Below are 21,076 nucleotides of genomic sequence, written 5' to 3' on the forward strand. Positions count from 1 at the left end.
TCGCCATGATCTATGTCGATGCCGATGCCTGTCCCGTCAAACCCGAAATCCTGAAAGTGGCCGAACGCCTCGGAATGGAAGTGACCTTCGTCGCCAATTCGGGCCTGCGCCCGTCCCGCGACCCGATGGTGCGCAACGTCATCGTCTCCAACGCCTTCGACGCTGCCGATAACTGGATTGCCGACAATACCGGCCCGACAGATGTCGTCGTCACCGCCGATGTGCCGCTTGCGGTCCGCTGTGTCGCCAAGGGCTCCTTCGTGACCGGTCCGACGGGCCGTGTCTTCGACGAAACGAATATCGGCATGGCAAGCGCCATGCGCGATCTCGGCGCGCATCTGCGTGAAACCGGTGAGAGCAAGGGCTACAACGCCGTCTTCAGCCCCAAGGACCGGTCGCGTTTTCTCGAAACGTTCGATCGTCTTTGCCGCCGCGCCAAGAACGCCTGACTTCATTCTCCGGGCGCTGGAATCGGGTGGCATGGCAGCTATGCCAATTCCTAGCTTGAAGTCAGCCGTTCCCTCGTCCATATGAAGTGCGACGCAGACGACTGCGGCGCTCGGGTCTGCCCGGGTCGCAAAAGTCGCGGGGACGGCCTCGCTCTTGATATGGAGAGTATGATGGCGTGGTTCCTGCTTTTTCTCGCTGGCCTTTTTGAATGTGGTTGGGCAATCGGTCTGAAATATACCGATGGTTTCACTCGTCCTATGCCGACCATCCTCACGGTCATTTCTATGGTGGTGAGTGTCATCTTGCTCGGTCTTGCCGTTAAAACCCTGCCGATCGGCACGGCCTACGCGATCTGGACCGGTATCGGCACGGTCGGCACAGTCCTGCTCGGTGTCTGGCTTCTGGGCGATGCCGCAAGCGCCTCGCGCCTGATCTGCATTGCTCTTATTGTTGCAGGCATCGCCGGTCTCAAGCTGACGGCCTGAAGGCAATCATCAGAAATAAACAGGGCCGCGGGAAGAAAACCCGTGGCCCAAACCAATGCCCTCAACCCGAAATTCCTTAACCCTCAAGCCTGGCGGCCGAGGGTTTGATTTTACCCGATCTTCTCGGGAGAGTACCATGCCTGCCAGCTTGGTGGCGAAGGCGCTCTCCCCGCATTTAAGCTGTAATTCGTTTCCTTTGCGGCCTCATCCGCAGTTGCCGGAAGTTTCGCGTCCGGATGGGAAACGATTGATCGATGCGTCAACAAGACGTCGTATTCTTGACTATCAGCGAGCACGCTCTCGGCGTTTTTCGACGGGCTGCCTCCAAGGAGGTATGCAATGACAACAGGGACTTCGACAGTATTTCTGGCCGCAACAGCGGCAATCCTGGCCAGCATGTCGGATAGAACCGACGCTCATGAGACAGAGAGCGGCTGGACCTACCCACCTGCCTGTTGCAAGTCTGATCAACTACACCGGGATTGTGATGCCATTCCAACGCTGGATGTCAGGCCAGGGCATCGCGGTTTTTCCGTCTTTCTGCGTGCCGGAGATCATCCGCTTGCCACCAGACCGCATCTCTTTTTCATTCCGTACGGGGATGAGATTCCGTCCGGAGACGGCCGTTATCACATCTGTCTTCATCCGACGGAAAACGACGTGAACTGCTTTTTTGCGCCTCCTGGCAATATCTAGACAGACGTCCGAATGTGGAAGCGCCTGCTAGGCGCTTCCACATCCAGGCCGAGGGCTAAGACGTCACGCTGATGCGTTTCGGTTATCGACGGACCATGCACCGGCGCCGGCAAAGAACAGGTAGAGGAAGATGAAGCAGAACAGCACCGCGCCGTCGCCCTGGTTGAGAGCCGGGAAGAAGCTGTGCGGCATATGCGCCATGAAATAGGCGATCGCCATTTCGCCCGACAGCAGGAAGGCTACCGGTCGTGTTGCGAAGCCGATGAGAATGAGGATACCGCCAAAGGTTTCCAGCAATGCCGCAATCAGGAATAAGGTGGACAGCGGCCCGTCGCCTTGGGCGGCCGGGAAGCCGAAAAGCTTCATCGTACCGTGCTCGATGAACAGAAGCGCGGTCATGATTCTGAGAGCGGCCAGACCATAGGGGCGGTAGGCAGATAGACGCTCGAAAGTTGACATAAAGACTCTCCTTAAGGGTGTACTGCCGAGCGTTATCGTGTCTCTATCGACGACTGAAGACACAATTTGCTGACAGGCGTTCACAACTTTGACTGTGGATAAACACTTGAATAGGCTGTTTTATTCGATCATAGCGGAATGTTGTCGTGCTTCTTCCACGGATTGCTGAGGTCCTTGTTCTTCAACATCTTCAACCCGCGCGCCAGCCGCCGCCGTGTCGAATGCGGCATGATCACCTCATCGACATAGCCGCGTTCGGCAGCCACGAAAGGTGACAGGAAACGGTCCTCGTACATCTTCGTGTGCGCGGCGATCTTTTCCGGATCGGCGATATCCTTGCGGAAGATGATCTCGACAGTACCCTTGGCGCCCATGACGGCGATCTGCGCCGTCGGCCAGGCATAGTTCAAATCGCCGCGCAGATGCTTGGATGCCATCACGTCGTAGGCACCGCCGAAGGCCTTGCGGGTAATGACCGTCAGCTTCGGAACCGTTGCCTCCGCATAGGCAAAAAGCAGCTTGGCGCCGTGCTTGATGAGCCCGCCATATTCCTGTGCCGTGCCCGGCAGGAAACCCGGTACGTCGACGAAAGTGACGATCGGAATGTTGAAGCAGTCGCAGAAGCGCACGAAGCGCGCCGCCTTGCGCGAGGCGTCGCTGTCGAGCACGCCGGCGAGCACCATCGGCTGATTGGCGACGAAGCCGACCGTCGAACCCTCGATACGCCCGAAACCGCAGACGATATTCTTGGCAAAGCTCGCCTGGATCTCGAAAAAATCCCCCTCGTCCGCCACCTTCTGGATCAGTTCCTTGATGTCGTAGGGCTTGTTCGCATTGGCGGGGATCAGCGTGTCCAGCGAATTGTCCGCGTCCGTCACCGACTGGTACCATTCGATTTCCGGCACCGGCGATGTGTTCGACTGCGGCAGGAAGTCGATGAGGCGTCGCACCTGGCTGAGCGTATCGACATCATTGTCATAGGCGCCGTCCGCGATCGACGAGCGTGTCGTGTGCACGCTGGCGCCGCCGAGTTCCTCCGACGTCACGGTCTCGTTGGTGACCGTCTTGACCACATCGGGACCGGTGACGAACATGTAGGACGTGTCGCGCACCATGAAGATGAAGTCCGTCATGGCGGGCGAATAGACGTCGCCGCCGGCGCATGGTCCCATGATGACGGAGATCTGCGGAATGACGCCGGAAGCCAGCACGTTACGCTGGAAGACCTCCGCATATCCGCCAAGCGCCGCTACCCCCTCCTGGATGCGCGCGCCGCCCGCATCATAGATGCCGATGATAGGGGCGCGGTTCTTCAGCGCCATATCCTGCACCTTGATGATCTTCTCGGCATGGGCTTCCGAGAGCGAGCCGCCGAAGACGGTGAAATCCTTGGCAAAGACAAAGACGGTCCGGCCGTTGACCGTGCCCCAGCCGGTCACCACGCCGTCGCCGGCGATGCGGCTCTTGTCCATGCCGAAATCGGTGGAGCGGTGCTCCACGAACATGTCGAACTCTTCGAAAGAGCCTTCGTCGAGGAAAAGATCGATGCGCTCGCGCGCCGTCAGCTTGCCGCGCTGGTGCTGCGCGTCGATACGCTGCTGGCCACCGCCGAGACGGGCAATACCGCGGCGGCGTTCGAGTTCTTCAAGAATATCCTTCATGATTTCCCCTCGCCGCTTGTAACGGCCGATTTTACAGCTCGGGCAATTCCAGCAAATCTGCGCAGCGGTTTTGCATGCGGAATTGCGTTAAAACAAAGAGATAGATCATTCCGGATTCGACGAGAAACGGAAATGATCTATCGCCCGCTGAGTGCGAAGGCGGAGCGCACGCGTGCCGCGATATCTTCCGCAAGAATTTGGTCCGCCAGATCAGGATCTGCGGTCAGGCTGGTGACCTCAAAGGATGTAACTGCAATGACGGATCCGTCCTCCACGGAAGCGGCATCGATACTGACCTTGGCGACGTTGCGGTCCTTCTGGAAGCCGAGACCCTTTGTGACAGAAACGATGCGAATCGTCAGCACCACGCGCGGCAGTTCGGTCGTGCGCACCGTTGCACGGATGGCCGCGTTGACGCGATCGTTGATGCCGGAGAGCAGCTCTGCCGACATGGTCGTGCTGGACAGCACCACGGCACTGCGCACGTCATAGACGGGCTTTTCCTGCTTCTTCGGCATAAGGCTGGCACAGGCCGTCAGCGCCACGCAAACAAGCGCCATCAGGCAAATTCTCGACCTCAGCCACGCCATTCCAAATTCCCGCAAATCCCCGTCCGGAGTCGCAGATTTGGTCATAAAGCCCATCAAAGCAATATGATTCAGGCTCTTAGCGCGAAAAAAACATCCGTTGCCGCTTTGAAATCCTCAAAACGCTTGGCCCGGCGCTGCTCGGCTTCTTCGTCGCTTCCCCAATGTTCGATGGTCCAGTCCTCATCGAGATGGGCGAGCGACCAGGCTTCGTCCGGCGTGATCGCGGTCTCGGCAATGGCAAGCGCCAGCAGCGCCGAACCGGTGATCGTCGTCATCGTGTGGAGAGCTGCGAGCTCGAGGGCACTGTCATGCCGGCGCAGTGCAGAGCCGAAGGCGGCGATCGCCTCGCGCGGCTGCTCATGATGCATCACGCCTTCGACAAGGATGAAGCGTGCGCCGAGATCGGCGGCTGCCCAGTCGAGCACCGGATCCCAGCGTGCCATCTGTCGTTCGACCAGCTTTTCCGGACCATCGGCGCGATAGCAGAGCAGATCGCTTGACGAAAAGCGCAGAATATCCTCGAAGACGGCCTGCGTGTCTGTCGCGACACCGTCGATCGCCGTGTTGACGAGGCGCGTTGCCGGCATCAGCGAGGGATCGATGACCTCGCGCTGTGCGTCCCATTCGGCGGCCACGAGCTTTGCCAGCGCTTCGCTCGGCACGGCCAGGATCTGGCGGGCCGGCGTGCGCACGGCCTTGCCGTCGAGCATGATGGCGAAACCGTCCTCATTCGGTTCGACGGAAACAGCCTGATAGAAACGCTTTGGCAGCGGCTTCTTCATCTGGATCTGCGCGCGGCGGATCGGATCGGGATGGCTCAGGTCTTCGGAAAGGTCGTTTAGCAGGTCGCGCATGGGCTCACCTCAGGAAAAATGGCGCAAGATCTCGTCAGGATGATAGGCGATCGCATCGGCGCCGTTGGCGATCAGCTCATCCACGCTGGCATATCCCCAGGCAACGCCGATCGCCTTGGCGCCGGCGGCCTTTGCCATCTGCATATCGTAAATCGCGTCACCAATGACAATGGTGTCGGTCGCGTCAATGCCGGTTTCGTCGCAGCATTCGCTCACCATGGCCGGATGCGGCTTGGAGGGGCAATCGTCGGCGGTGCGTGCAACGACGAAATGCTTGTCGAAGCCGTGCGTCTCCATCACGAGCTTCAGCCCGCGCCGGGACTTGCCGGTCACCGCACCGATCAGCAGATCCTCGCGCCCGGTAAGCGCATCGATCATCTCGCGAATGCCGGGAAAGAGCGGCTCGCGGTAGTCGAGATCCTGACGCACGACCGAAAACAGAGATTTGTAGTGTGCGGTCATGTCGACATCTTCCTGCTCGACATGCGGCTTGCCCTGCATGCGGGCAATGGCGATATCGAGCGTCAGGCCGATGATCGCCTTGGTGTCCTCGAAGCGCGGCTCGGGCTTGCCGAATTTTTCGAAGGTGCGGCGCATGGTTTCATGGATCAGCCCGGCACTGTCGACCAGCGTGCCGTCACAGTCAAAAAGCGCGAGTTTCATTCGTCGTCTCTCTCAGCCCCGGCAAGGTCGAGGCCGAGCAGGTTCCATGTCTGTACCATGTGCGGTGGCAGCGGCGCACTGACACGCAAGCGCCCGCCGGACGGGTGCGGGATATCGATATGGCGTGCGTGCAGATGCAGCTTCTTCTGGATGCCGCCGGGGAAATCCCAGTTTGGATCTTCGTCGTAATATTTCGGATCGCCGATGATCGGGTGGCCGATATGCAGCGCGTGGACGCGCAGCTGGTGGGTGCGTCCCGTATAGGGCTCCATCTCCAGCCAGGCCAGGTTCTGGGCCGCCGTCTCGCGCACGCGGTAGAAGGAAATCGCGTGATCGGCGCCCTCCTCGCCATGCTTGGCGATGCGCATGCGATCGCCGTCGGCCGTCGGCTCCTTGACGAGCCAGGTCGAAATCCTGTCCTCGTGCTTGCGCGGCACGCCCTTGACCAGCGCCCAGTAAGTCTTCTTGGTATCGCGCTCGCGGAAGGCAGCCGTCAGCTTCTGCGCGGCACCGCGGGTGCGCGCAATCACGAGCACGCCCGACGTATCGCGGTCGAGGCGGTGAACGAGGCGCGGCTTCTCACCCTTCGGGCTGGTCCAGGCTTCGAGCATCTGATCGATATGCCGGGCGACACCGGAGCCGCCCTGGACAGCAAGACCGGGTGGCTTGTTGAGCACGATGACCTTCTCGTCTTCGTGCAGCACCATTCGCGAGAGCAGTTCGAAATCGCTCGAATGCTTGAGATCCTTGCCGGCGATCGGTCCGGCCTTCGCCTTGGCATCGACATCGAGCGGCGGTATGCGCACCATCTGACCGGGTTGCACGCGGGCATCCGACTTGACGCGGCCGCCATCGATACGCACCTGGCCGGAGCGCAAGAGCTTTTGCAACGGGCCGAAGCCGAGACCCGGGTAGTGGATCTTGAACCAGCGGTCGAGCCGCATGCCCGCTTCATCGGGCTCCACCTTGATGTGTTCTATACCTGCCATGGAATTCTTTCGGAAAATATGGGCGCGATCGAAGCCGGCGCCTCTCTTGCCGCTGCCTTTAGAGCATTTTTCGCAAAACGGAAATCGGAATCGAAATCAGATGAGCGCGCGCATCAGGCCGAGGCCGGCCATGACAGCGACCATCGAGAGCCCGACGCTTGCTGCGATATAGATGCCGCCGGCAAAAACCTCGCCGCGCTCGAACAGCGTGATCGCATCCAGCGAGAAGGCGGAGAAGGTGGTAAAGCCGCCGAGAAAACCGGTGATCAGCAGCAGCCGCAGTTCCACCGAAGCATTGAAACGGCGCATGATCATCTCGGCAAAGACACCGATAATGAAGCAGCCGACGACGTTGACGATGAGCGTTCCCCAAGGGAAGCCCGGCCCCATGAGCCGCAGAGAGCCGAGGCCGACATAATAGCGCAGAAGCGAACCGATTGCGCCGCCGACCGCGACGAGCAGAGCCTGGAACATGCCTCCGGTTTATTGCGATTCCGCTCTGATTCCAATCGCAGCTGTGGAATTCTTACCATCCGGTAAAATGTGAATGATTTTCTTAAGCCGAATGCGAAGATCGCACCGGTATGACGGGCGCATGACACAGGTCGTTTCCATATCCGCGAATACTGCGGCTGTCGCCTTCGAATCCCTGCGCATCCCACAGCGCGTGGCAACGGGTACGGCCGCGCGCGAGGCTCGGAAGATCGCGGAACGCCAGCTCAATCAGAGCGGCGAAGATCCCGAGGAAGTGACCAACATCATCCAGAATACCGAAATCGCGCTCGATCTCATGACGAAAGGTTATCGCCAGCCGCAGGCCGGCTTGCAGCAGGCCCTGCAGTCCTACGAGGACGTCTGAGATTTAAAGATTGCTGGGAGGAGCAAAGCCCGCGCCCTGTCGCGGGCTTTTTCTTTGCGGGATCAATTGCCCGATCTTACTTGCCTTGGGCCGATAGTACGTTCAGCACCAGATCGACCTTGCCAGCCTTCTCGAAGGTCAGCGTGACGGGCACCTTGTCGCCCTGCTTGAAGGGCGTCTTCACCTTCTGGAACATCAGATGCAGATTGCCGGGCGAAAGCTCCACGGTCTTGCCCGCCGGAATGGCAATACCATCCTTCAGCTGACGCATTTTCATGACGTTATCCTGCATGGCCATTTCGTGGATCTGCACTTCGCCTGACGTGGGCGATGTGACCGAAACGAGCCGGTCCTCTGTGGCGCCATTGTTCTTCACGGTGAAGCCGCCGCCGCCAACGGGCTGGCCGGGGAGCATGGCCTTGGCAAACCCGCCTGAAACTTCGAGATCGCCGACCTTCACCGTGTCGCCATCCGATGACATGTCCAAGGAGCCCATGTTGCCCATGTCCATGCCCTGCATGTGCTGGTGGTCCTGACCGATAGCCGATCCGGCAAAGCCGCAGGCGCAAAGAAGTGCCGCAAAAGCCGATGTCCTGACAATGCTCATGGAATATCTCCTCGCTCCAGAGCCTTTCCTGACCGGAGTGTTCCGACCTGATCAGGAAAATTCTCTCGGCTGCCGTTAGCCAATTTCGCCGCCAAATGCAAAAGCCCTTTTGCCGCTGCCGCCATCGCTATTCCAAAGCCGCGACAAAAATTTGTGCAGTCGCGACATTTTGCTTGCCAAGGCCTGTCACCCCCGGATAATTGCCGCAACCTTGTTGGGAGAAGCCGGTACGCTGATGCCGGTGCCGAAGGAGCAACCGCCCCGGAAACTCTCAGGCAAAAGGACCACAAGGGGCAGACGGAACTCTGGAGAGAGGCGTTCTCGAAACGTCCGCCGAAGGGATAACAATCTCAGGCACAGGGACAGAGGGGGCTCAAGGAGACAAGGCGTAGCCGCGCCTTCAGTTTTGAGCCCGCGCCCGGAATTTCCGGCGCAAACCCCGGAGGCGTCGTTTGGACGATACTGCTGCCCTCAAGAAAACCCCGCTTCACGCGCTGCATCTGTCGCTCGGCGCCCGCATGGTGCCCTTCGCAGGCTACGACATGCCGGTGCAATACCCGGCCGGCGTGATGAAGGAACACCTGCAGACCCGCACCGCCGCCGGCCTCTTCGATGTCTCCCATATGGGCCAGGTCATCATCAAGGCGAAGTCCGGCAAGTACGAGGATGTAGCGCTCGCGCTCGAAAGCCTCGTGCCGGTCGATATTCTCGGCCTTGCCGAGGGACGCCAGCGCTACGGTTTCTTCACGGATGAGAATGGCGGCATCCTCGACGACCTGATGATCACCCATCTCGACGACCATCTCTTCGTCGTCGTCAACGCCGCCTGCAAGGATGAGGACGTCGCGCACCTTCAGAAGCATCTCTCCGGCACCTGCGACATCACCGTGCTCGACCGCGCCCTGATCGCACTTCAAGGTCCTCGCGCCGTCGAAGCACTTGCCGAACTCTGGGCCGATGTCGCCGCCATGAAATTCATGGACGTGCGCCACTGCCGCCTGCACGACGTTTCCTGTCTCGTCTCCCGCTCGGGTTATTCCGGCGAGGACGGGTTCGAAATCTCCATTCCCGCCGACAAGGCTGTCGATGTCACCAATCGGTTGCTCGAGCATCCCGATGTCGAGCCGATCGGCCTCGGCGCCCGTGACTCGCTGCGCCTTGAAGCCGGCCTCTGCCTCTATGGCAACGATATCGACACGACCACCTCGCCGGTAGAAGCGGCCATCGAATGGGGCATGCAGAAGGCCCGCCGCACCGGTGGCGCCCGCGCCGGCGGTTTCCCGGGTGCCGAGCGTATCCTCGGCGAACTGGACAAGGGCGTTTCCCGCAAGCGCGTCGGCCTGAAGCCAGAGGGCAAGGCGCCGGTGCGCGGCCATGCCAAGCTCTATGCCGATGCCGAAGGCAAGGCTGAGATCGGCGAAGTCACCTCGGGTGGTTTCGGCCCTTCCGTCGAAGGCCCTGTCGCCATGGGCTATGTGCCGGTTTCCCACATGGCACCGGGCACGCAGATCTACGCGGAAGTGCGCGGCAAATATCTGCCCATCACCGTTTCCGCCCTTCCCTTCATCACGCCGACCTACAAACGCTGACCCTTATTGCGAGAGGATTTTTCCATGCTGAAATTTACCCAGGAACATGAATGGCTGAAGCTCGAAGGCGATGTCGCGACCGTCGGCATCACCACCTACGCTGTCGAGCAGCTCGGTGACCTCGTTTTTGTGGAACTGCCTGAGGTCGGCGCCACCTTCTCCAAGGATGGCAATGCCGCGACCGTCGAATCCGTCAAGGCGGCTTCGGATGTCTATTGTCCGCTCGATGGCGAGATCGTCGAAGTCAATCCGGCTATCGTTGCCGATCCGTCGCTCGTCAATTCCGATCCGCAGGGCGCAGGCTGGTTCTTCAAGCTCAAGCTCAAGAACCTCTCCGATGCCGATGGCCTGCTCGACGAAGCAGCCTACAAGGAGCTGACTGCGTAATGACGACGCCTACCGAATTCCAGTTCACCGACTATCAGCCCTATGACTTCGCAAACCGTCGTCATATCGGCCCCTCGCCGTCTGAAATGTCGGATATGCTCGGTGTCATCGGCTACAAGAGCCTCGATGCGCTGATCGACGCAACCGTGCCGCCCGCCATCCGCCAGAAGGCGCCGCTCCTCTGGGGCGCGCCGATGACGGAGCGCGAGGCGCTCGACAAGCTGCGCGAAACCGCCAACAAGAACAAGGTCCTGACCTCGCTGATCGGCCAGGGCTACTACGGCACGATCACGCCGCCGGTCATCCAGCGCAACATCCTTGAAAACCCGGCCTGGTACACGGCCTACACGCCCTACCAGCCGGAGATCTCGCAGGGCCGCCTCGAAGCGCTGCTGAATTACCAGACGATGATCTGCGACCTGACCGGCCTCGACGTCGCCAACGCCTCGTTGCTCGATGAAGCCACCGCCGCAGCCGAAGGCATGGCGATGGCAGAGCGTGTCTCCAAGTCGAAGGCCAAAGCATTCTTCGTCGATGCAGACTGCCATCCGCAGACGATCGAGCTGATCAAGACCCGTGCCGAGCCACTCGGGTGGTCCGTCATCGTCGGCGACCCCTTCAAGGATCTCGATCCGGTAGATGTCTTCGGCGCGATCTTCCAATATCCGGGCACGCACGGCCATGTGCGCGATTTCACCGGCCTGATCTCCCGTCTGCACCAGACGGGCGCGATCGCCGTCGTTGCCGCCGACATCCTGTCGCTGACGCTTCTGAAGTCGCCGGGCGAAATGGGCGCCGACATCGCCATCGGTTCCTCGCAGCGTTTCGGCGTTCCGGTCGGCTACGGTGGTCCGCACGCGGCCTACATGTCGGTCAAGGATGCCATCAAGCGCTCCATGCCCGGCCGTCTCGTCGGCGTCTCCGTCGATGCCCGCGGCAACCGCGCCTATCGCCTGTCGCTGCAGACGCGCGAACAGCATATCCGCCGCGAAAAGGCGACGTCGAACATTTGCACCGCGCAGGTTCTGCTCGCCGTCATGGCCTCCATGTACGCCGTATTCCATGGTCCGAAGGGCATCAAGGCGATCGCCCAGCAGGTCCACCAGAAGGCCGTGCTGATGGCCAAGGGTCTGGAAAAGCTCGGCTATAAAGTCGAGCCGGACACGTTCTTCGACACGATCACCGTCGATGTCGGACATATGCAGGGCCTCATCCTGCGCGCAGCCGTCGCCGAAGGTGTCAACCTGCGCAAGGTGGGTCAGACGAAGATCGGCATGTCGCTCGACGAGCGCACCCGCCCGGCAACGCTGGAAGCCGTCTGGCGCGCCTTCGGCGGCAATTTCCAGATCGCCGATTTCGAGCCGTCCTATCGCCTGCCGAAGGATCTCTTGCGCACCAGCGAATACCTGACGCATCCGATCTTCCACATGAATCGCGCCGAAAGCGAAATGACCCGCTACATCCGCCGGCTCTCCGACCGCGATCTGGCGCTTGACCGCTCGATGATCCCGCTCGGCTCCTGCACGATGAAGCTGAACGCCACGGCCGAAATGCTGCCGATCACTTGGCCCGAATTCTCGGATATCCATCCGTTCGTTCCGGCCGACCAGGCGCTTGGCTATCGCGAAATGATCGATGACCTCACGGAAAAGCTCTGCGCCGTCACCGGCTATGACGCATTCTCCATGCAGCCGAATTCCGGCGCGCAGGGCGAATATGCGGGCCTGCTGACCATCCGCAATTACCACATGGCCAACGGCCAGGGTCACCGCGACGTCTGCCTCATCCCGACCTCGGCACATGGCACCAACCCGGCCTCGGCCCAGATGGTCGGCATGAAGGTCGTCGTCGTCAAGGTTCGCGAAAACGGCGATATCGACCTCGACGATTTCCGCGCCAAGGCGGTGGAACATGCGGCAAACCTGTCCTGCTGCATGATCACCTACCCCTCGACGCACGGCGTGTTCGAGGAAACCGTCAAGGAAATCTGCGATCTCGTGCATCAGCACGGCGGTCAGGTCTATCTCGACGGCGCCAACATGAACGCCATGGTCGGCCTGTCCCGTCCTGGTGACATCGGCTCCGACGTCTCGCATCTCAACCTGCACAAGACCTTCTGCATCCCGCATGGCGGCGGCGGTCCCGGCATGGGCCCGATCGGCGTCAAGTCGCATCTGGCGCCTCACCTGCCCGGCCATCCGGAAACGGACGGTCGTTCGGGCGCGGTTTCCGCAGCAGCCTTTGGCTCGGCGTCCATCCTGCCGATCTCCTGGAGCTACTGCCTGATGATGGGAGGCGAAGGCCTGACGCAGGCAACGAAGGTGGCGATCCTCAACGCCAACTATATCGCTGCCCGCCTGAAGGGCGCTTACGACGTGCTCTACAAGTCGGCTGCCGGCCGCGTGGCACACGAATGCATCATCGACACGCGCCCGCTGGTCGATAGCTGCGGCGTGACCGTCGATGACGTTGCCAAGCGCCTGATCGACTGCGGCTTCCATGCCCCGACCATGAGCTGGCCGGTTGCCGGAACGCTGATGATTGAGCCGACCGAGTCTGAGACCAAGGCCGAACTCGACCGCTTCTGCGAAGCGATGCTGGCGATCCGTCAGGAAGCCCGCGATATCGAGGAAGGCCGTTCGGACAAGCTGAACAACCCGCTGAAGAACGCCCCGCATACGGTGGAAGACCTCGTCGGCGAATGGGATCGCCCCTATTCGCGCGAACAGGCCTGCTTCCCCCCCGGTGCCTTCCGCGTCGACAAGTACTGGTCGCCGGTCAACCGCGTCGATAACGTCTTCGGCGACCGCAACCTGATCTGCACCTGCCCGCCCGTCGAGGCCTACGCAGAGGCAGCCGAGTAGCGGCCAAGCCAGCTGCCCGAAGCGCAAGTGAAGGGCCGAGCAATCAAAGCCCCTTCCATCATGGGAGGGGCTTTCCTAATTCTGATGGAAATGCGCGAAGGAAATTCACACCATGTCTCAGGATCAAAGCGAAGCAAGAATGCAGGCGCCCTGGTCGAAGCCCGTGCTCGTCGCCCTCGAAGAGCCCGGCCAATATGAGACCATCGCCAATACCCAGGCGGCCTCCTGGGCGATGATCGAGGACTGGCCGACGGAAGATGGTGCCGCACTGGATCAGGCGCTGCTGATCTGCGCCGATGTCATCAAAGGCAAGCGCACCGGCGAGGATGCGCGCAAGGCTTTCATCGCCGCCGCAGTCGAAGCTGGCCTCGACATCAAAGCCTGAGCAGCGGCGATTGGCAAAGAGCCGCGAGACTGGACGATGCGCGGCTCTGCTTTCCCGGCGATGAGGGCGTTCAAACTTTTTCGGGACTTTTGTCCGCACCGGTGAACCATTTTCGATTCTCTGCGTAATCATTCATGCTGGATGCTGTAACGACCAGCTGGGAGAAGGGCTGCCTGCCCCTGTACCGGGCGCCCTTCTCCTGTATCTCCCATCTGCGGCAGGTTAACCTTACTGCCTAACCGTCTGTTGAAGCTCCGTTCGCCTGCGGACGTCGTTTCTGGCATAAAGACACCACGCCCCTCGTAGCTCAACGTCAGAGCAGCTGCCTGGTTTGCAGCCGATCCAGGTTCAATTCCTCGGCAGGGGCACCAGTCTCCCGGCCCCCTGCTCTCTGTCGTTGGCGAAGCGAGGGTTTGATGCCTAGAAGCGCTCGCCAACCATTTCTTCACTCCTGGCCCACAATGCCTTCGCCGTTTCGGGATCGAGCGCATAGGAGCGTACGCCCTCGGAAATCGGGCTGATCTCGGCGTCCGTCACGTGTGAGACGTGGCAATTCTCGCAATATTTGCCGCCGATCGCGTCTGCCGGGGCGACGAAACCGGCCCACACGGAAGTCGCTGCACCCTGCGGTATTGTCTTCCACTCGAAGCCCGACTTGCCCTCGGCAGCAAGTGCCGCATTGATCTGCGCCAGCATGCCTTCGATCATGCCGGGGTCGAGATGACGGCCGAGCTCGGTCTGGATGCCGCCGGGATGCAATGCCGTTGCGCGGATGCCGCGCTCCCCGAGGCGCCGGTCGAGCTCCACCGCGAAGAGGATATTTGCGGTTTTCGACTGGGCATAGGCCGCCCAGGGCTCATAGGTCTTGCTCTCGAAATTGAGGTCGTCGAGGCTGAAAGGTGCCATGCGATGGCCTGAGGATGCGACGATCACCACACGGCCACCGGATTTGATGAGCGGCGCGATGCGGTTGACCAGCACGAAATGACCGAGATGATTGGTGCCGAACTGTGTTTCGAAACCGTCGGCGGTGTGGCCGAAGGGGGCGGCCATCACGCCGGCATTGGCAATGATGACATCGAATGGGCGGCCATCCGCAACAAGCGCATCGGCGCAGGCTCGTACGCTTGCCAGAGAAGCAAGATCGAGCTCGACGATCTCAAGGCCGCCTCCATCGGCTGCACCGGCGCGCACGACCTCCGTTGCCACCCTTGCCTTTGCGAGATCACGTGCCGTACCCACGACCTGTGCTCCATGGGCTGCCAGCACGCGCGCGGTTTCCACACCGAGACCGGCCGAAACACCCGTCACCAAAACACGCTTGCCCTTGAGATCGACGCCGGAAAGCACCTCGTCGGTGGTCGATGTCGCGCCAAAAAGTCCACTCATGATTATCTCCTTGATCATGGACGCACCGCTCCGGGCTGGTGGACCATTGCCCGCCGGCCTCTGATGGAATAAAAGGAGGATGCCTCCAGATAAATACGGAGGGATCCTCCGTTTATCAAGGGGACGTCTAGAATAATGGCCGGAAAAAGTGACGGGCCTGCCGTCCGAAAGCCGCGTGCGGATGCCGAGCGCAATCGCCTTCTATTGATGGAAACGGCAAAGACCGTCTTCGCCGACAAGGGCTCCAGCGCCAGCCTGGAGGAAATCGCCCGCCTCGCCGGTGTTGGCATTGGTACGCTCTATCGCCATTTCCCGACGCGCGATGCGCTGATTTCCGCCGTCTATCGCAACGAGACTGCCCAGCTTGCGGCTGCGGCCGGGAGCTTGTCCGAAACGCATCCGCCTGTCGAAGCGCTTCGCCTGTGGCTGGTGCAGTTCGTCGACTATGTGGTGACCAAACACGGCATGTCCGAGCTGCTGGATTCACTTGTTGGAGGCACGTCGCAGCTCTATGCCGATTCCGTTACCCCAATCACCGATGCCGTCAATCTGCTGATCGACCGCGCCACTGGGGCCGGCGAGATCCGCCTCACCATGGACCCGCTCGACCTTCTTCGGGCACTTGCCGGTGGTGCAAGCATCAGCTGCGGCCCGGCCTGGAGGCAAGCGGCCCGCCAGCTCATCGATATCCTGATCGCAGGCATGAGGGCCAATGGCTAAGGCCGCGTGCCATTCCGGCACAGCCGTTTAAACACCCTCGCATTTCGCTAACCGAAGCCGTTCAGCATTCCCTAAATCCTTGCCGATACAACGCTCGTGTCCGGAACAGGGAAACGGTCGATGAGCATTTCTGCAATCACGCATACGGCTCTTTCGGGAATGCTGGCGCAGACGAAGCGCGCAGGCGCGATCGCCAACAATGTCGCCAATGCGAGCACGCCGGGCTACGGCCGGCTGGACACGAGCTTCCAGTCTGTTGAACCGACGGGTGTTCAGGCAAGCGTCACCGCGACCGACCAGGACGTGGATTTCGCGACCGAACTGACCGACCTCGTCGAAACCGAACAGAGCTACAAGGCCAATGCCGGGGTCTTCGAAACCGGCGCCGATCTCTGGGACGTGCTGATGAGCATCAAGCGCGATTAACGCGCTCTCCTGCTCTATACGATCGAATAAGCCACCGAACCGAGCGCCACCGCGCCGAAGGCGATCAGCATGTAGCTTGTCGCTCGGCCGACCTTGGCCGTGAAATCGGTCGAGAGCCGGTCTCTTGCGAGGCTGACGGCGCCGCTCAGGCAGAACCACCAGAGCAGAGATCCCATGAAGACGCCCGAGACGATCATTGCCGAACTGAACCGGCGCGTCTCCTCCGTCAGGCCGAGGCCGGCAAACAGTGCGCCAAACGAGAGGATCGTTGCCGGATTGGAAATGGTCAGCAGGAAGGTCGAGATGGTCGTATGCAGGAAGTCGGCCGCATTGATCTTTGCCGCCTTGATCTTTCCCTTGTTTTTCAGCCCCCGCCAGCCGAGCCAGAGCAGCATCAGGCCACCCCCAAGCGCCAGCGGAACGGTGGCCATCGACATGGTCTCTGAGAAAACGGCAATCCCGGCGACAGCGACCAGCGCATAGCTTGCATCCCCGAGCGCAGTCCCTAGTCCGCCGGAAAAGCCATACCAGAACCCCTTCTCGAGGCTGCGGTTGATGCAGAGCGTTCCGATCGGCCCGAGCGGCGCAGTGATGATGACACCCAGGAGGGCGCCCTTGAGGAACAGGAGGAGCATTGTCCGCTTCGTTTCTTCTTGGTCGCTTGTCGATCTCGGACAGGCTCGTCAAAATCAAAAGGCCGCCAATTATGGCGGCCATCAGGCAATTACAATGGAAAACTGTTAATGCTGAGCCGGAACCACGGCATCGCCGCGCGCGGCTAGGGCTGCGAGATCGGCGGGCTTCAGCTCTACAGATTCACCACACCCGCAGGCCGAGGTCTGATTTGGATTGGTAAAGATGAAGCCGGAGCGCAGTGTCGTCGTTTCAAAGCCGAGTTCGGTGCCGAGCAGGTAGAGAACGGCCGAAGGCTCGATCCAGACCCTGGCGCCGTCGCGCTCGATCAGGTCGTCCTTGGCATTGGGTTCTGTCACCATGTCGATGGTATATTCCATCCCGGCGCAGCCACCCTTCTTGATGCCGACGCGAATGCCTTTGGCATCCGGCCCGCCATTTTCGACGATCGCCTTCACGCGGTCCGCGGCGGCTGTCGTCATGCTCATTACTGCAAAGCCCATGGGCCAAATCTCCTTCCACGACCGGGGTCAAGATCCGGCGCTTCATGAATCAATGTAAGGCGATCACCTTAAGCGATCAATACCACGGTACCGTATCAGTACCAGCCAACCGCGACCTGCGCTTCTTCAGACATGCGGTCCGGCGTCCACGGTGGATCGAAGGTCATGGCAACCTCGACGCCCGAAACACCTTCGACTGCGCCCACGGCATTTTCCACCCAGCCCGGCATCTCACCGGCAACCGGGCAGCCCGGAGCCGTCAGCGTCATCATGATCTTCACCATGCGGTCGTCTTCGATGTCGATCTTGTAAATGAGACCGAGCTCGAAAATGTCTGCCGGAATTTCCGGGTCGTAAACGGTCTTGAGAGCGCCGATCACGTCCTCGCTGAGCCGCGCCAGTTCCGCTTCCGGAATGCTGGAATGCACGATGCCCTCGCGCACGTCGATCTTTTCTTCATCCAGGCTCATGGCTTCTTCCTCAAGCAAAAAACTTGCGCGCATAGTCGAGCGCATCTGCAAGCGCATCCACCTCGGCGCGGGTATTATACATGCCGAAGGATGCACGGCATGTGGAGGTCACGCCGAAGCGTTTCAAGAGCGGCATGGCGCAATGCGTGCCCGCGCGCACGGCAACACCCTGGCGGTCGATTACCATCGAGACGTCATGGGCGTGGATGCCTGCAAGCTCGAAGGAGAAGATCGCGCCCTTGCCCGGGGCATTGCCGAAAACGCGCAGCGAATTGACTGCCTTCAGCCGCTCTTCCGCATAGGCCGTCAAATCAGCCTCGTGGGCTGCGATATTCTCGCGGCCGATCTTGTCCATGTAGTCGAGCGCATAGCCGAGCCCGATCGCCTGCACGATCGGCGGGGTGCCGGCTTCGAAGCGATGCGGCGGATCGTTGTAGGTGACGATGTCTTCGCTGACTTCGAAGATCATCTCGCCGCCGCCCTGGAACGGCCGCATCTCCTTCAGCCGGTCCTTCTTGCCATAGAGCACGCCAATGCCGGAGGGGCCATAGAGCTTGTGGCCGGTCATGACATACCAGTCGCAATCGATATCCTGCACGTCGACGGGCAGATGCACGGCACCCTGCGAACCGTCGATCAGCACCGGAATGCCACGCTCATGGGCGATGCGGCAAACTTCCTTGACCGGGACGATGGTGCCGAGCGCATTCGACATATGGGTGATCGCGACGAGCTTGGTCTTGTCGGTCAGGCTCTTTTCGAAATCCTCGATATGGAAGGCGCCCTCATCGTCGACAGGCACCCAGACGAGCTTGGCGCCCTGCCTCTCCCGAATGAAATGCCAGGGCACGATATTGGAGTGATGCTCCATGATCGTCAGCACGATCTCGTCGCCCTCGCCGATCTTGGGCATGCCCCAGCCGTAGGCGACGGTATTGATCGCCTCGGTCGAGTTCTTGGTGAAGACGATATCGTCTACAGAAGGCGCATTCAGGAAGCGGCGAACCTTTTCGCGCGCCGCTTCATAGGCTTCCGTTGCCGCATTGGAAAGGTAATGCAGGCCGCGATGCACATTGGCATATTCGTGGCTGTAGGCATGCGAGATCGCGTCGATCACCGCCTGCGGCTTCTGCGCGGAGGCGCCGTTGTCCAGATAGACCAGCGGCTTGCCATGCACCTTCTCCGCAAGGATCGGGAAATCCCTGCGGATGGCTTCGACATCATAGGCTGTTGCCGGTACGATCTTGTCCATGGCGTTTTCCGATCAGGCGTGCTTTTCCAGCCAGGCCGAGATGACGCCTTCCAGCGCCTCGACCAGGGCTTCGTCTTCCAGTTCCTCGACAATCTCGGCAACGAAGGCGTTGACCAGCATGGCGCGCGCCTTGTTCTCCGGGATGCCGCGAGCCATCAGATAGTAGAGATGGTTGTGGTCGATATCGGCAACCGTCGCGCCGTGGCCGCACTGAACGTCGTCGGCGAAGATTTCGAGCTCGGGCTTGACCGAGAACTCGGCATCATCGGACATCAAGAGCGTGTTGCAGGCCATCTTGGCATCGGTCTTCTGGGCATCGGGTGCAACCCGGATCATGCCCTGAAAGACACCCTTGGCGCGGTCGAAAACGACGTTGCGGATGACTTCCGTCGAGCCGGTATGCGGCACGTTGTGGCCGAGAACCATCGTCACGTCGGTATGCGTGTCGCCGCCGAGCAGGTTGATGCCGCGCAGCGTCAGATCGGCGCCCTCGCCGCTCACCTTGATGTTCAGTTCCTGGCGCACAAGCCTGCCGCCGGCATTGATGACGAAGAGCTTCAGCTTTGCGTCAGGGCCGAGATCGACGCGGATCTGGCCAAGATGCGTATCCTCGGCGCCCTGCTGCTGCAGGATGATCCAGGTCAGCTCCGTGCCCTGCCCGACCGTGATCTCGCTGACATGCGACACAAGCGCGGCATTGTCGGTCACCGACTGGTGACGCTCGATGACGACACCCTTTACATTGGCGCCGAAGGCGACCGGCAGGCGGGTATGGATGTCACCACCCGCATGGATGAACTGGATTTCCAGCGGCTCTTCCAGCTCGGTACCATCAGGTACCTCAATCGCATAGCCGTCCTTGACGAAGCTGCCATTGACACGGCCGACAGCATCGTCATTGCCAAGCGCGTCGAGGCCGGCAGCGGCAGAACCGTCGATCAGTTTTTCGGAATAGGGAAAAACCTGTAGATCGCCAGCCGAAGCCTTGTTGGCGGCCTTGCCCTGGATGACGGACAGAACCGGAGACCCTTCGACAAGCGGCTGCAGCGATTCCGAACCGGTGTCACCCGCCTGGACCGGAACATTACGCAAGAGGTTCTTGAGGTCGGTATAGTGCCAGGCCTCGATACGGCGCGTCGGCAGGCCCTGCTTCTTCAGGTCGTCGAGCAGCCGGTCACGCAGCGCGGTGACCGCGCCGTTACCCGGCAATTCGCCGATCTTCTCGTTGAAGGCTTCGATCAGCGCCGATTCGGCCGCGGTCAGGCGGCTCGTCGTTTGCATATTCATGGACGTCGTCCTTTCCGCCACGCTCAGGCTGCGGCGCCGATGATATCGGCGTAACCGTTGGCTTCCAGCTCATGAGCGAGCGTCTTGTCGCCGGACTTGATGACCTGGCCCTTGTAAAGAACGTGGACCGTATCGGGCACGATGTAATCGAGCAGGCGCTGGTAGTGGGTGATGACGATAACGGCACGGTCGGGCGAGCGCAGCGCGTTGACGCCGTCGGCAACGATCTTCAGCGCGTCGATGTCGAGGCCGGAATCGGTTTCGTCGAGCACGCACAGCTGCGGTTCGAGCAGCGCCATCTGCAGGATCTCGGCGCGCTTCTTTTCACCGCCGGAGAAGCCGACGTTCAGCGGGCGCTTCAGCATGTCGGTGTTGATCTGCAGCTTGGCGGCAGCGTCCTTGACGCGGCGCATGAAATCGGGCGTCGTCAGCTCGTCTTCACCGCGCGCCTTGCGCTGCTCGTTCATCGCAACCTTCAGGAACTGCATGGTGGCGACACCGGGGATTTCGACCGGGTATTGGAAAGCGAGGAAGATGCCCTTGGCCGCACGCTCGGCCGGATCGAGCTCGAGAATGCTCTCGCCATTATAAAGGATGTCGCCCTCGGTCACTTCATAATCTTCACGACCGGACAGCACATAGGAGAGCGTCGACTTGCCGGAGCCGTTCGGGCCCATGATGGCGGCAACTTCGCCAGCCTTCACGGTCAGGTTCAGGCCACGGATGATCTCGGTGCCGTCTTCGGCGATGCGGGCATGAAGGTTCTTGATTTCAAGCATCTTTGGTTCCTGCGTTTTGTCTGCGTAGCTCATCGGAGCCTCGCGTAATTTCTAAGGGCATTGACATGTTGTGCACGGC

At 60.7% G+C, this 21,076-nt stretch carries 24 protein-coding genes, 1 tRNA gene, 1 pseudogene and 1 riboswitch; of the genes and pseudogenes, 11 read left to right on the forward strand and 15 right to left on the reverse strand.

Features of this window, described 5'->3' with window-relative positions; genetic code table 11:
• The first annotated feature begins 5 nt into the window (after positions 1-5).
• The 3 genes from LVY75_19355 to LVY75_19365 all read left to right on the forward strand — a co-directional run bounded on the left by LVY75_19355 (position 6) and on the right by LVY75_19365 (position 1,631).
• Complete coding sequence (locus tag LVY75_19355; GenBank protein XAZ25313.1) at positions 6-449, forward strand: YaiI/YqxD family protein; 444 nt, start codon at positions 6-8, stop codon at positions 447-449.
• A 171-nt stretch (positions 450-620) separates the two neighbouring features.
• Complete coding sequence (sugE, locus tag LVY75_19360) at positions 621-935, forward strand: quaternary ammonium compound efflux SMR transporter SugE (protein ID XAZ25757.1); 315 nt, start codon at positions 621-623, stop codon at positions 933-935.
• A 396-nt stretch (positions 936-1,331) separates the two neighbouring features.
• Positions 1,332-1,631 (forward strand): hypothetical protein, encoded by a 300-nt coding sequence (locus LVY75_19365; protein ID XAZ25758.1) that lies wholly within the window; start codon positions 1,332-1,334, stop codon positions 1,629-1,631.
• Positions 1,632-1,694: 63 nt separating this feature from the next.
• Here the strand turns inward: LVY75_19365 and LVY75_19370 are convergent, their stop codons facing one another.
• From LVY75_19370 to crcB, 7 genes are all read right to left on the reverse strand, one after another.
• Positions 1,695-2,090, reverse strand: a complete 396-nt coding sequence (locus LVY75_19370) for a DoxX family protein (GenBank protein ID XAZ25314.1) — start codon at positions 2,088-2,090, stop codon at positions 1,695-1,697.
• Positions 2,091-2,218: 128 nt separating this feature from the next.
• Entirely contained in the window at positions 2,219-3,751 is a 1,533-nt protein-coding gene (locus LVY75_19375) for an acyl-CoA carboxylase subunit beta (protein XAZ25315.1), read from the reverse strand.
• A gap of 137 nt (positions 3,752-3,888) precedes the next feature.
• Positions 3,889-4,341: a hypothetical protein gene (locus tag LVY75_19380; GenBank protein ID XAZ25316.1), complete on the reverse strand. Its 453-nt coding sequence runs from the start codon at positions 4,339-4,341 to the stop codon at positions 3,889-3,891.
• A gap of 68 nt (positions 4,342-4,409) precedes the next feature.
• Entirely contained in the window at positions 4,410-5,195 is a 786-nt protein-coding gene (locus LVY75_19385; protein XAZ25317.1) for an ATP12 family chaperone protein, read from the reverse strand.
• Between the two features lie 9 nt (positions 5,196-5,204).
• On the reverse strand, positions 5,205-5,858 hold the full coding sequence (locus tag LVY75_19390) for an HAD-IA family hydrolase (protein ID XAZ25318.1): 654 nt from the start codon (positions 5,856-5,858) through the stop codon (positions 5,205-5,207).
• The gene (locus LVY75_19395; GenBank protein XAZ25319.1) at positions 5,855-6,847 is read right to left on the reverse strand and encodes an RluA family pseudouridine synthase; all 993 of its coding nucleotides are present in this window, start codon (positions 6,845-6,847) and stop codon (positions 5,855-5,857) included. The genes LVY75_19390 and LVY75_19395 overlap by 4 nt, the downstream gene beginning before the upstream one ends.
• Positions 6,848-6,943: 96 nt before the next feature.
• Positions 6,944-7,321 carry a fluoride efflux transporter CrcB gene (gene crcB / locus LVY75_19400; GenBank protein ID XAZ25320.1) on the reverse strand — a complete coding sequence of 126 codons (378 nt, stop codon included), beginning with the start codon at positions 7,319-7,321 and terminating at the stop codon, positions 6,944-6,946.
• Positions 7,322-7,442: 121 nt separating this feature from the next.
• Here crcB and LVY75_19405 point away from each other — a divergent pair, with 121 nt between their 5' ends.
• The gene (locus LVY75_19405; protein XAZ25321.1) at positions 7,443-7,706 is read left to right on the forward strand and encodes a hypothetical protein; all 264 of its coding nucleotides are present in this window, start codon (positions 7,443-7,445) and stop codon (positions 7,704-7,706) included.
• Between the two features lie 76 nt (positions 7,707-7,782).
• Here LVY75_19405 and LVY75_19410 read toward each other — a convergent pair.
• A pseudogene (locus tag LVY75_19410) lies at positions 7,783-8,244 on the reverse strand (copper chaperone PCu(A)C).
• A gap of 273 nt (positions 8,245-8,517) precedes the next feature.
• Positions 8,518-8,610, forward strand: a riboswitch (glycine riboswitch).
• Positions 8,611-8,765: 155 nt separating this feature from the next.
• On the opposite strand from LVY75_19410, the gene gcvT reads away from it, so the two are divergent.
• From gcvT to LVY75_19435, 5 genes are all read left to right on the forward strand, one after another.
• Positions 8,766-9,902, forward strand: a complete 1,137-nt coding sequence (gene gcvT / locus LVY75_19415; protein XAZ25322.1) for a glycine cleavage system aminomethyltransferase GcvT — start codon at positions 8,766-8,768, stop codon at positions 9,900-9,902.
• Positions 9,903-9,926: 24 nt separating this feature from the next.
• Entirely contained in the window at positions 9,927-10,289 is a 363-nt protein-coding gene (gene gcvH / locus LVY75_19420; protein XAZ25323.1) for a glycine cleavage system protein GcvH, read from the forward strand.
• A complete protein-coding gene (gcvP, locus tag LVY75_19425; GenBank protein ID XAZ25324.1) occupies positions 10,289-13,153 on the forward strand; it encodes an aminomethyl-transferring glycine dehydrogenase in 2,865 nt (954 codons plus the stop codon). Before gcvH ends, gcvP begins: the two co-directional genes overlap by 1 nt.
• Positions 13,154-13,292: 139 nt before the next feature.
• Complete coding sequence (locus tag LVY75_19430) at positions 13,293-13,538, forward strand: DUF982 domain-containing protein (GenBank protein XAZ25759.1); 246 nt, start codon at positions 13,293-13,295, stop codon at positions 13,536-13,538.
• 295 nt (positions 13,539-13,833) lie between these two features.
• Positions 13,834-13,909: transfer RNA gene (locus tag LVY75_19435), tRNA-Thr, on the forward strand.
• Between the two features lie 49 nt (positions 13,910-13,958).
• On the opposite strand, the gene LVY75_19440 is transcribed toward LVY75_19435, so the two are convergent.
• Positions 13,959-14,927: an SDR family NAD(P)-dependent oxidoreductase gene (locus LVY75_19440; GenBank protein XAZ25325.1), complete on the reverse strand. Its 969-nt coding sequence runs from the start codon at positions 14,925-14,927 to the stop codon at positions 13,959-13,961.
• 135 nt (positions 14,928-15,062) lie between these two features.
• Between LVY75_19440 and LVY75_19445 the strand changes: the two genes are divergently transcribed.
• The gene (locus LVY75_19445) at positions 15,063-15,647 is read left to right on the forward strand and encodes a TetR/AcrR family transcriptional regulator (GenBank protein ID XAZ25326.1); all 585 of its coding nucleotides are present in this window, start codon (positions 15,063-15,065) and stop codon (positions 15,645-15,647) included.
• 120 nt (positions 15,648-15,767) lie between these two features.
• Complete coding sequence (locus tag LVY75_19450; GenBank protein XAZ25327.1) at positions 15,768-16,073, forward strand: flagellar basal body protein; 306 nt, start codon at positions 15,768-15,770, stop codon at positions 16,071-16,073.
• 14 nt (positions 16,074-16,087) lie between these two features.
• Here LVY75_19450 and LVY75_19455 read toward each other — a convergent pair whose 3' ends face one another.
• The 6 genes from LVY75_19455 to sufC all read right to left on the reverse strand — a co-directional run bounded on the left by LVY75_19455 (position 16,088) and on the right by sufC (position 20,997).
• On the reverse strand, positions 16,088-16,708 hold the full coding sequence (locus LVY75_19455) for a LysE family translocator (protein ID XAZ25328.1): 621 nt from the start codon (positions 16,706-16,708) through the stop codon (positions 16,088-16,090).
• A gap of 105 nt (positions 16,709-16,813) precedes the next feature.
• Positions 16,814-17,209: a Fe-S cluster assembly scaffold SufA gene (gene sufA / locus LVY75_19460; protein XAZ25329.1), complete on the reverse strand. Its 396-nt coding sequence runs from the start codon at positions 17,207-17,209 to the stop codon at positions 16,814-16,816.
• A gap of 95 nt (positions 17,210-17,304) precedes the next feature.
• Positions 17,305-17,679 (reverse strand): SUF system Fe-S cluster assembly protein, encoded by a 375-nt coding sequence (locus LVY75_19465; protein XAZ25330.1) that lies wholly within the window; start codon positions 17,677-17,679, stop codon positions 17,305-17,307.
• A gap of 10 nt (positions 17,680-17,689) precedes the next feature.
• Complete coding sequence (locus LVY75_19470) at positions 17,690-18,931, reverse strand: cysteine desulfurase (GenBank protein ID XAZ25331.1); 1,242 nt, start codon at positions 18,929-18,931, stop codon at positions 17,690-17,692.
• A gap of 12 nt (positions 18,932-18,943) precedes the next feature.
• Entirely contained in the window at positions 18,944-20,218 is a 1,275-nt protein-coding gene (sufD, locus tag LVY75_19475) for a Fe-S cluster assembly protein SufD (GenBank protein XAZ25332.1), read from the reverse strand.
• Positions 20,219-20,241: 23 nt separating this feature from the next.
• Positions 20,242-20,997 carry a Fe-S cluster assembly ATPase SufC gene (sufC, locus tag LVY75_19480; GenBank protein XAZ25333.1) on the reverse strand — a complete coding sequence of 252 codons (756 nt, stop codon included), beginning with the start codon at positions 20,995-20,997 and terminating at the stop codon, positions 20,242-20,244.
• Between the last annotated feature and the right edge of the window lie 79 nt (positions 20,998-21,076).

It is taken from the genome of Sinorhizobium sp. B11 (assembly GCA_039725955.1).
In the GTDB taxonomy this organism is placed as follows: domain Bacteria; phylum Pseudomonadota; class Alphaproteobacteria; order Rhizobiales; family Rhizobiaceae; genus Rhizobium.

Bases quoted from the DNA above. Each gene is read 5' to 3' on its own strand.
- LVY75_19355 (XAZ25313.1), top strand. From the start codon at position 6: ATGATCTATGTCGATGCCGATGCCTGTCCCGTCAAACCCGAAATCCTG.
- sugE (XAZ25757.1), top strand. From the start codon at position 621: ATGGCGTGGTTCCTGCTTTTTCTCGCTGGCCTTTTTGAATGTGGTTGG.
- LVY75_19365 (XAZ25758.1), top strand. From the start codon at position 1,332: ATGTCGGATAGAACCGACGCTCATGAGACAGAGAGCGGCTGGACCTAC.
- LVY75_19370 (XAZ25314.1), bottom strand. From the start codon at position 2,090: ATGTCAACTTTCGAGCGTCTATCTGCCTACCGCCCCTATGGTCTGGCC.
- LVY75_19375 (XAZ25315.1), bottom strand. From the start codon at position 3,751: ATGAAGGATATTCTTGAAGAACTCGAACGCCGCCGCGGTATTGCCCGT.
- LVY75_19380 (XAZ25316.1), bottom strand. From the start codon at position 4,341: ATGGCGTGGCTGAGGTCGAGAATTTGCCTGATGGCGCTTGTTTGCGTG.
- LVY75_19385 (XAZ25317.1), bottom strand. From the start codon at position 5,195: ATGCGCGACCTGCTAAACGACCTTTCCGAAGACCTGAGCCATCCCGAT.
- LVY75_19390 (XAZ25318.1), bottom strand. From the start codon at position 5,858: ATGAAACTCGCGCTTTTTGACTGTGACGGCACGCTGGTCGACAGTGCC.
- LVY75_19395 (XAZ25319.1), bottom strand. From the start codon at position 6,847: ATGGCAGGTATAGAACACATCAAGGTGGAGCCCGATGAAGCGGGCATG.
- crcB (XAZ25320.1), bottom strand. From the start codon at position 7,321: ATGTTCCAGGCTCTGCTCGTCGCGGTCGGCGGCGCAATCGGTTCGCTT.
- LVY75_19405 (XAZ25321.1), top strand. From the start codon at position 7,443: ATGACACAGGTCGTTTCCATATCCGCGAATACTGCGGCTGTCGCCTTC.
- gcvH (XAZ25323.1), top strand. From the start codon at position 9,927: ATGCTGAAATTTACCCAGGAACATGAATGGCTGAAGCTCGAAGGCGAT.
- gcvP (XAZ25324.1), top strand. From the start codon at position 10,289: ATGACGACGCCTACCGAATTCCAGTTCACCGACTATCAGCCCTATGAC.
- LVY75_19430 (XAZ25759.1), top strand. From the start codon at position 13,293: ATGCAGGCGCCCTGGTCGAAGCCCGTGCTCGTCGCCCTCGAAGAGCCC.
- LVY75_19440 (XAZ25325.1), bottom strand. From the start codon at position 14,927: ATGAGTGGACTTTTTGGCGCGACATCGACCACCGACGAGGTGCTTTCC.
- LVY75_19445 (XAZ25326.1), top strand. From the start codon at position 15,063: ATGGCCGGAAAAAGTGACGGGCCTGCCGTCCGAAAGCCGCGTGCGGAT.
- LVY75_19450 (XAZ25327.1), top strand. From the start codon at position 15,768: ATGAGCATTTCTGCAATCACGCATACGGCTCTTTCGGGAATGCTGGCG.
- LVY75_19455 (XAZ25328.1), bottom strand. From the start codon at position 16,708: ATGCTCCTCCTGTTCCTCAAGGGCGCCCTCCTGGGTGTCATCATCACT.
- sufA (XAZ25329.1), bottom strand. From the start codon at position 17,209: ATGGGCTTTGCAGTAATGAGCATGACGACAGCCGCCGCGGACCGCGTG.
- LVY75_19465 (XAZ25330.1), bottom strand. From the start codon at position 17,679: ATGAGCCTGGATGAAGAAAAGATCGACGTGCGCGAGGGCATCGTGCAT.
- LVY75_19470 (XAZ25331.1), bottom strand. From the start codon at position 18,931: ATGGACAAGATCGTACCGGCAACAGCCTATGATGTCGAAGCCATCCGC.
- sufD (XAZ25332.1), bottom strand. From the start codon at position 20,218: ATGAATATGCAAACGACGAGCCGCCTGACCGCGGCCGAATCGGCGCTG.
- sufC (XAZ25333.1), bottom strand. From the start codon at position 20,997: ATGCTTGAAATCAAGAACCTTCATGCCCGCATCGCCGAAGACGGCACC.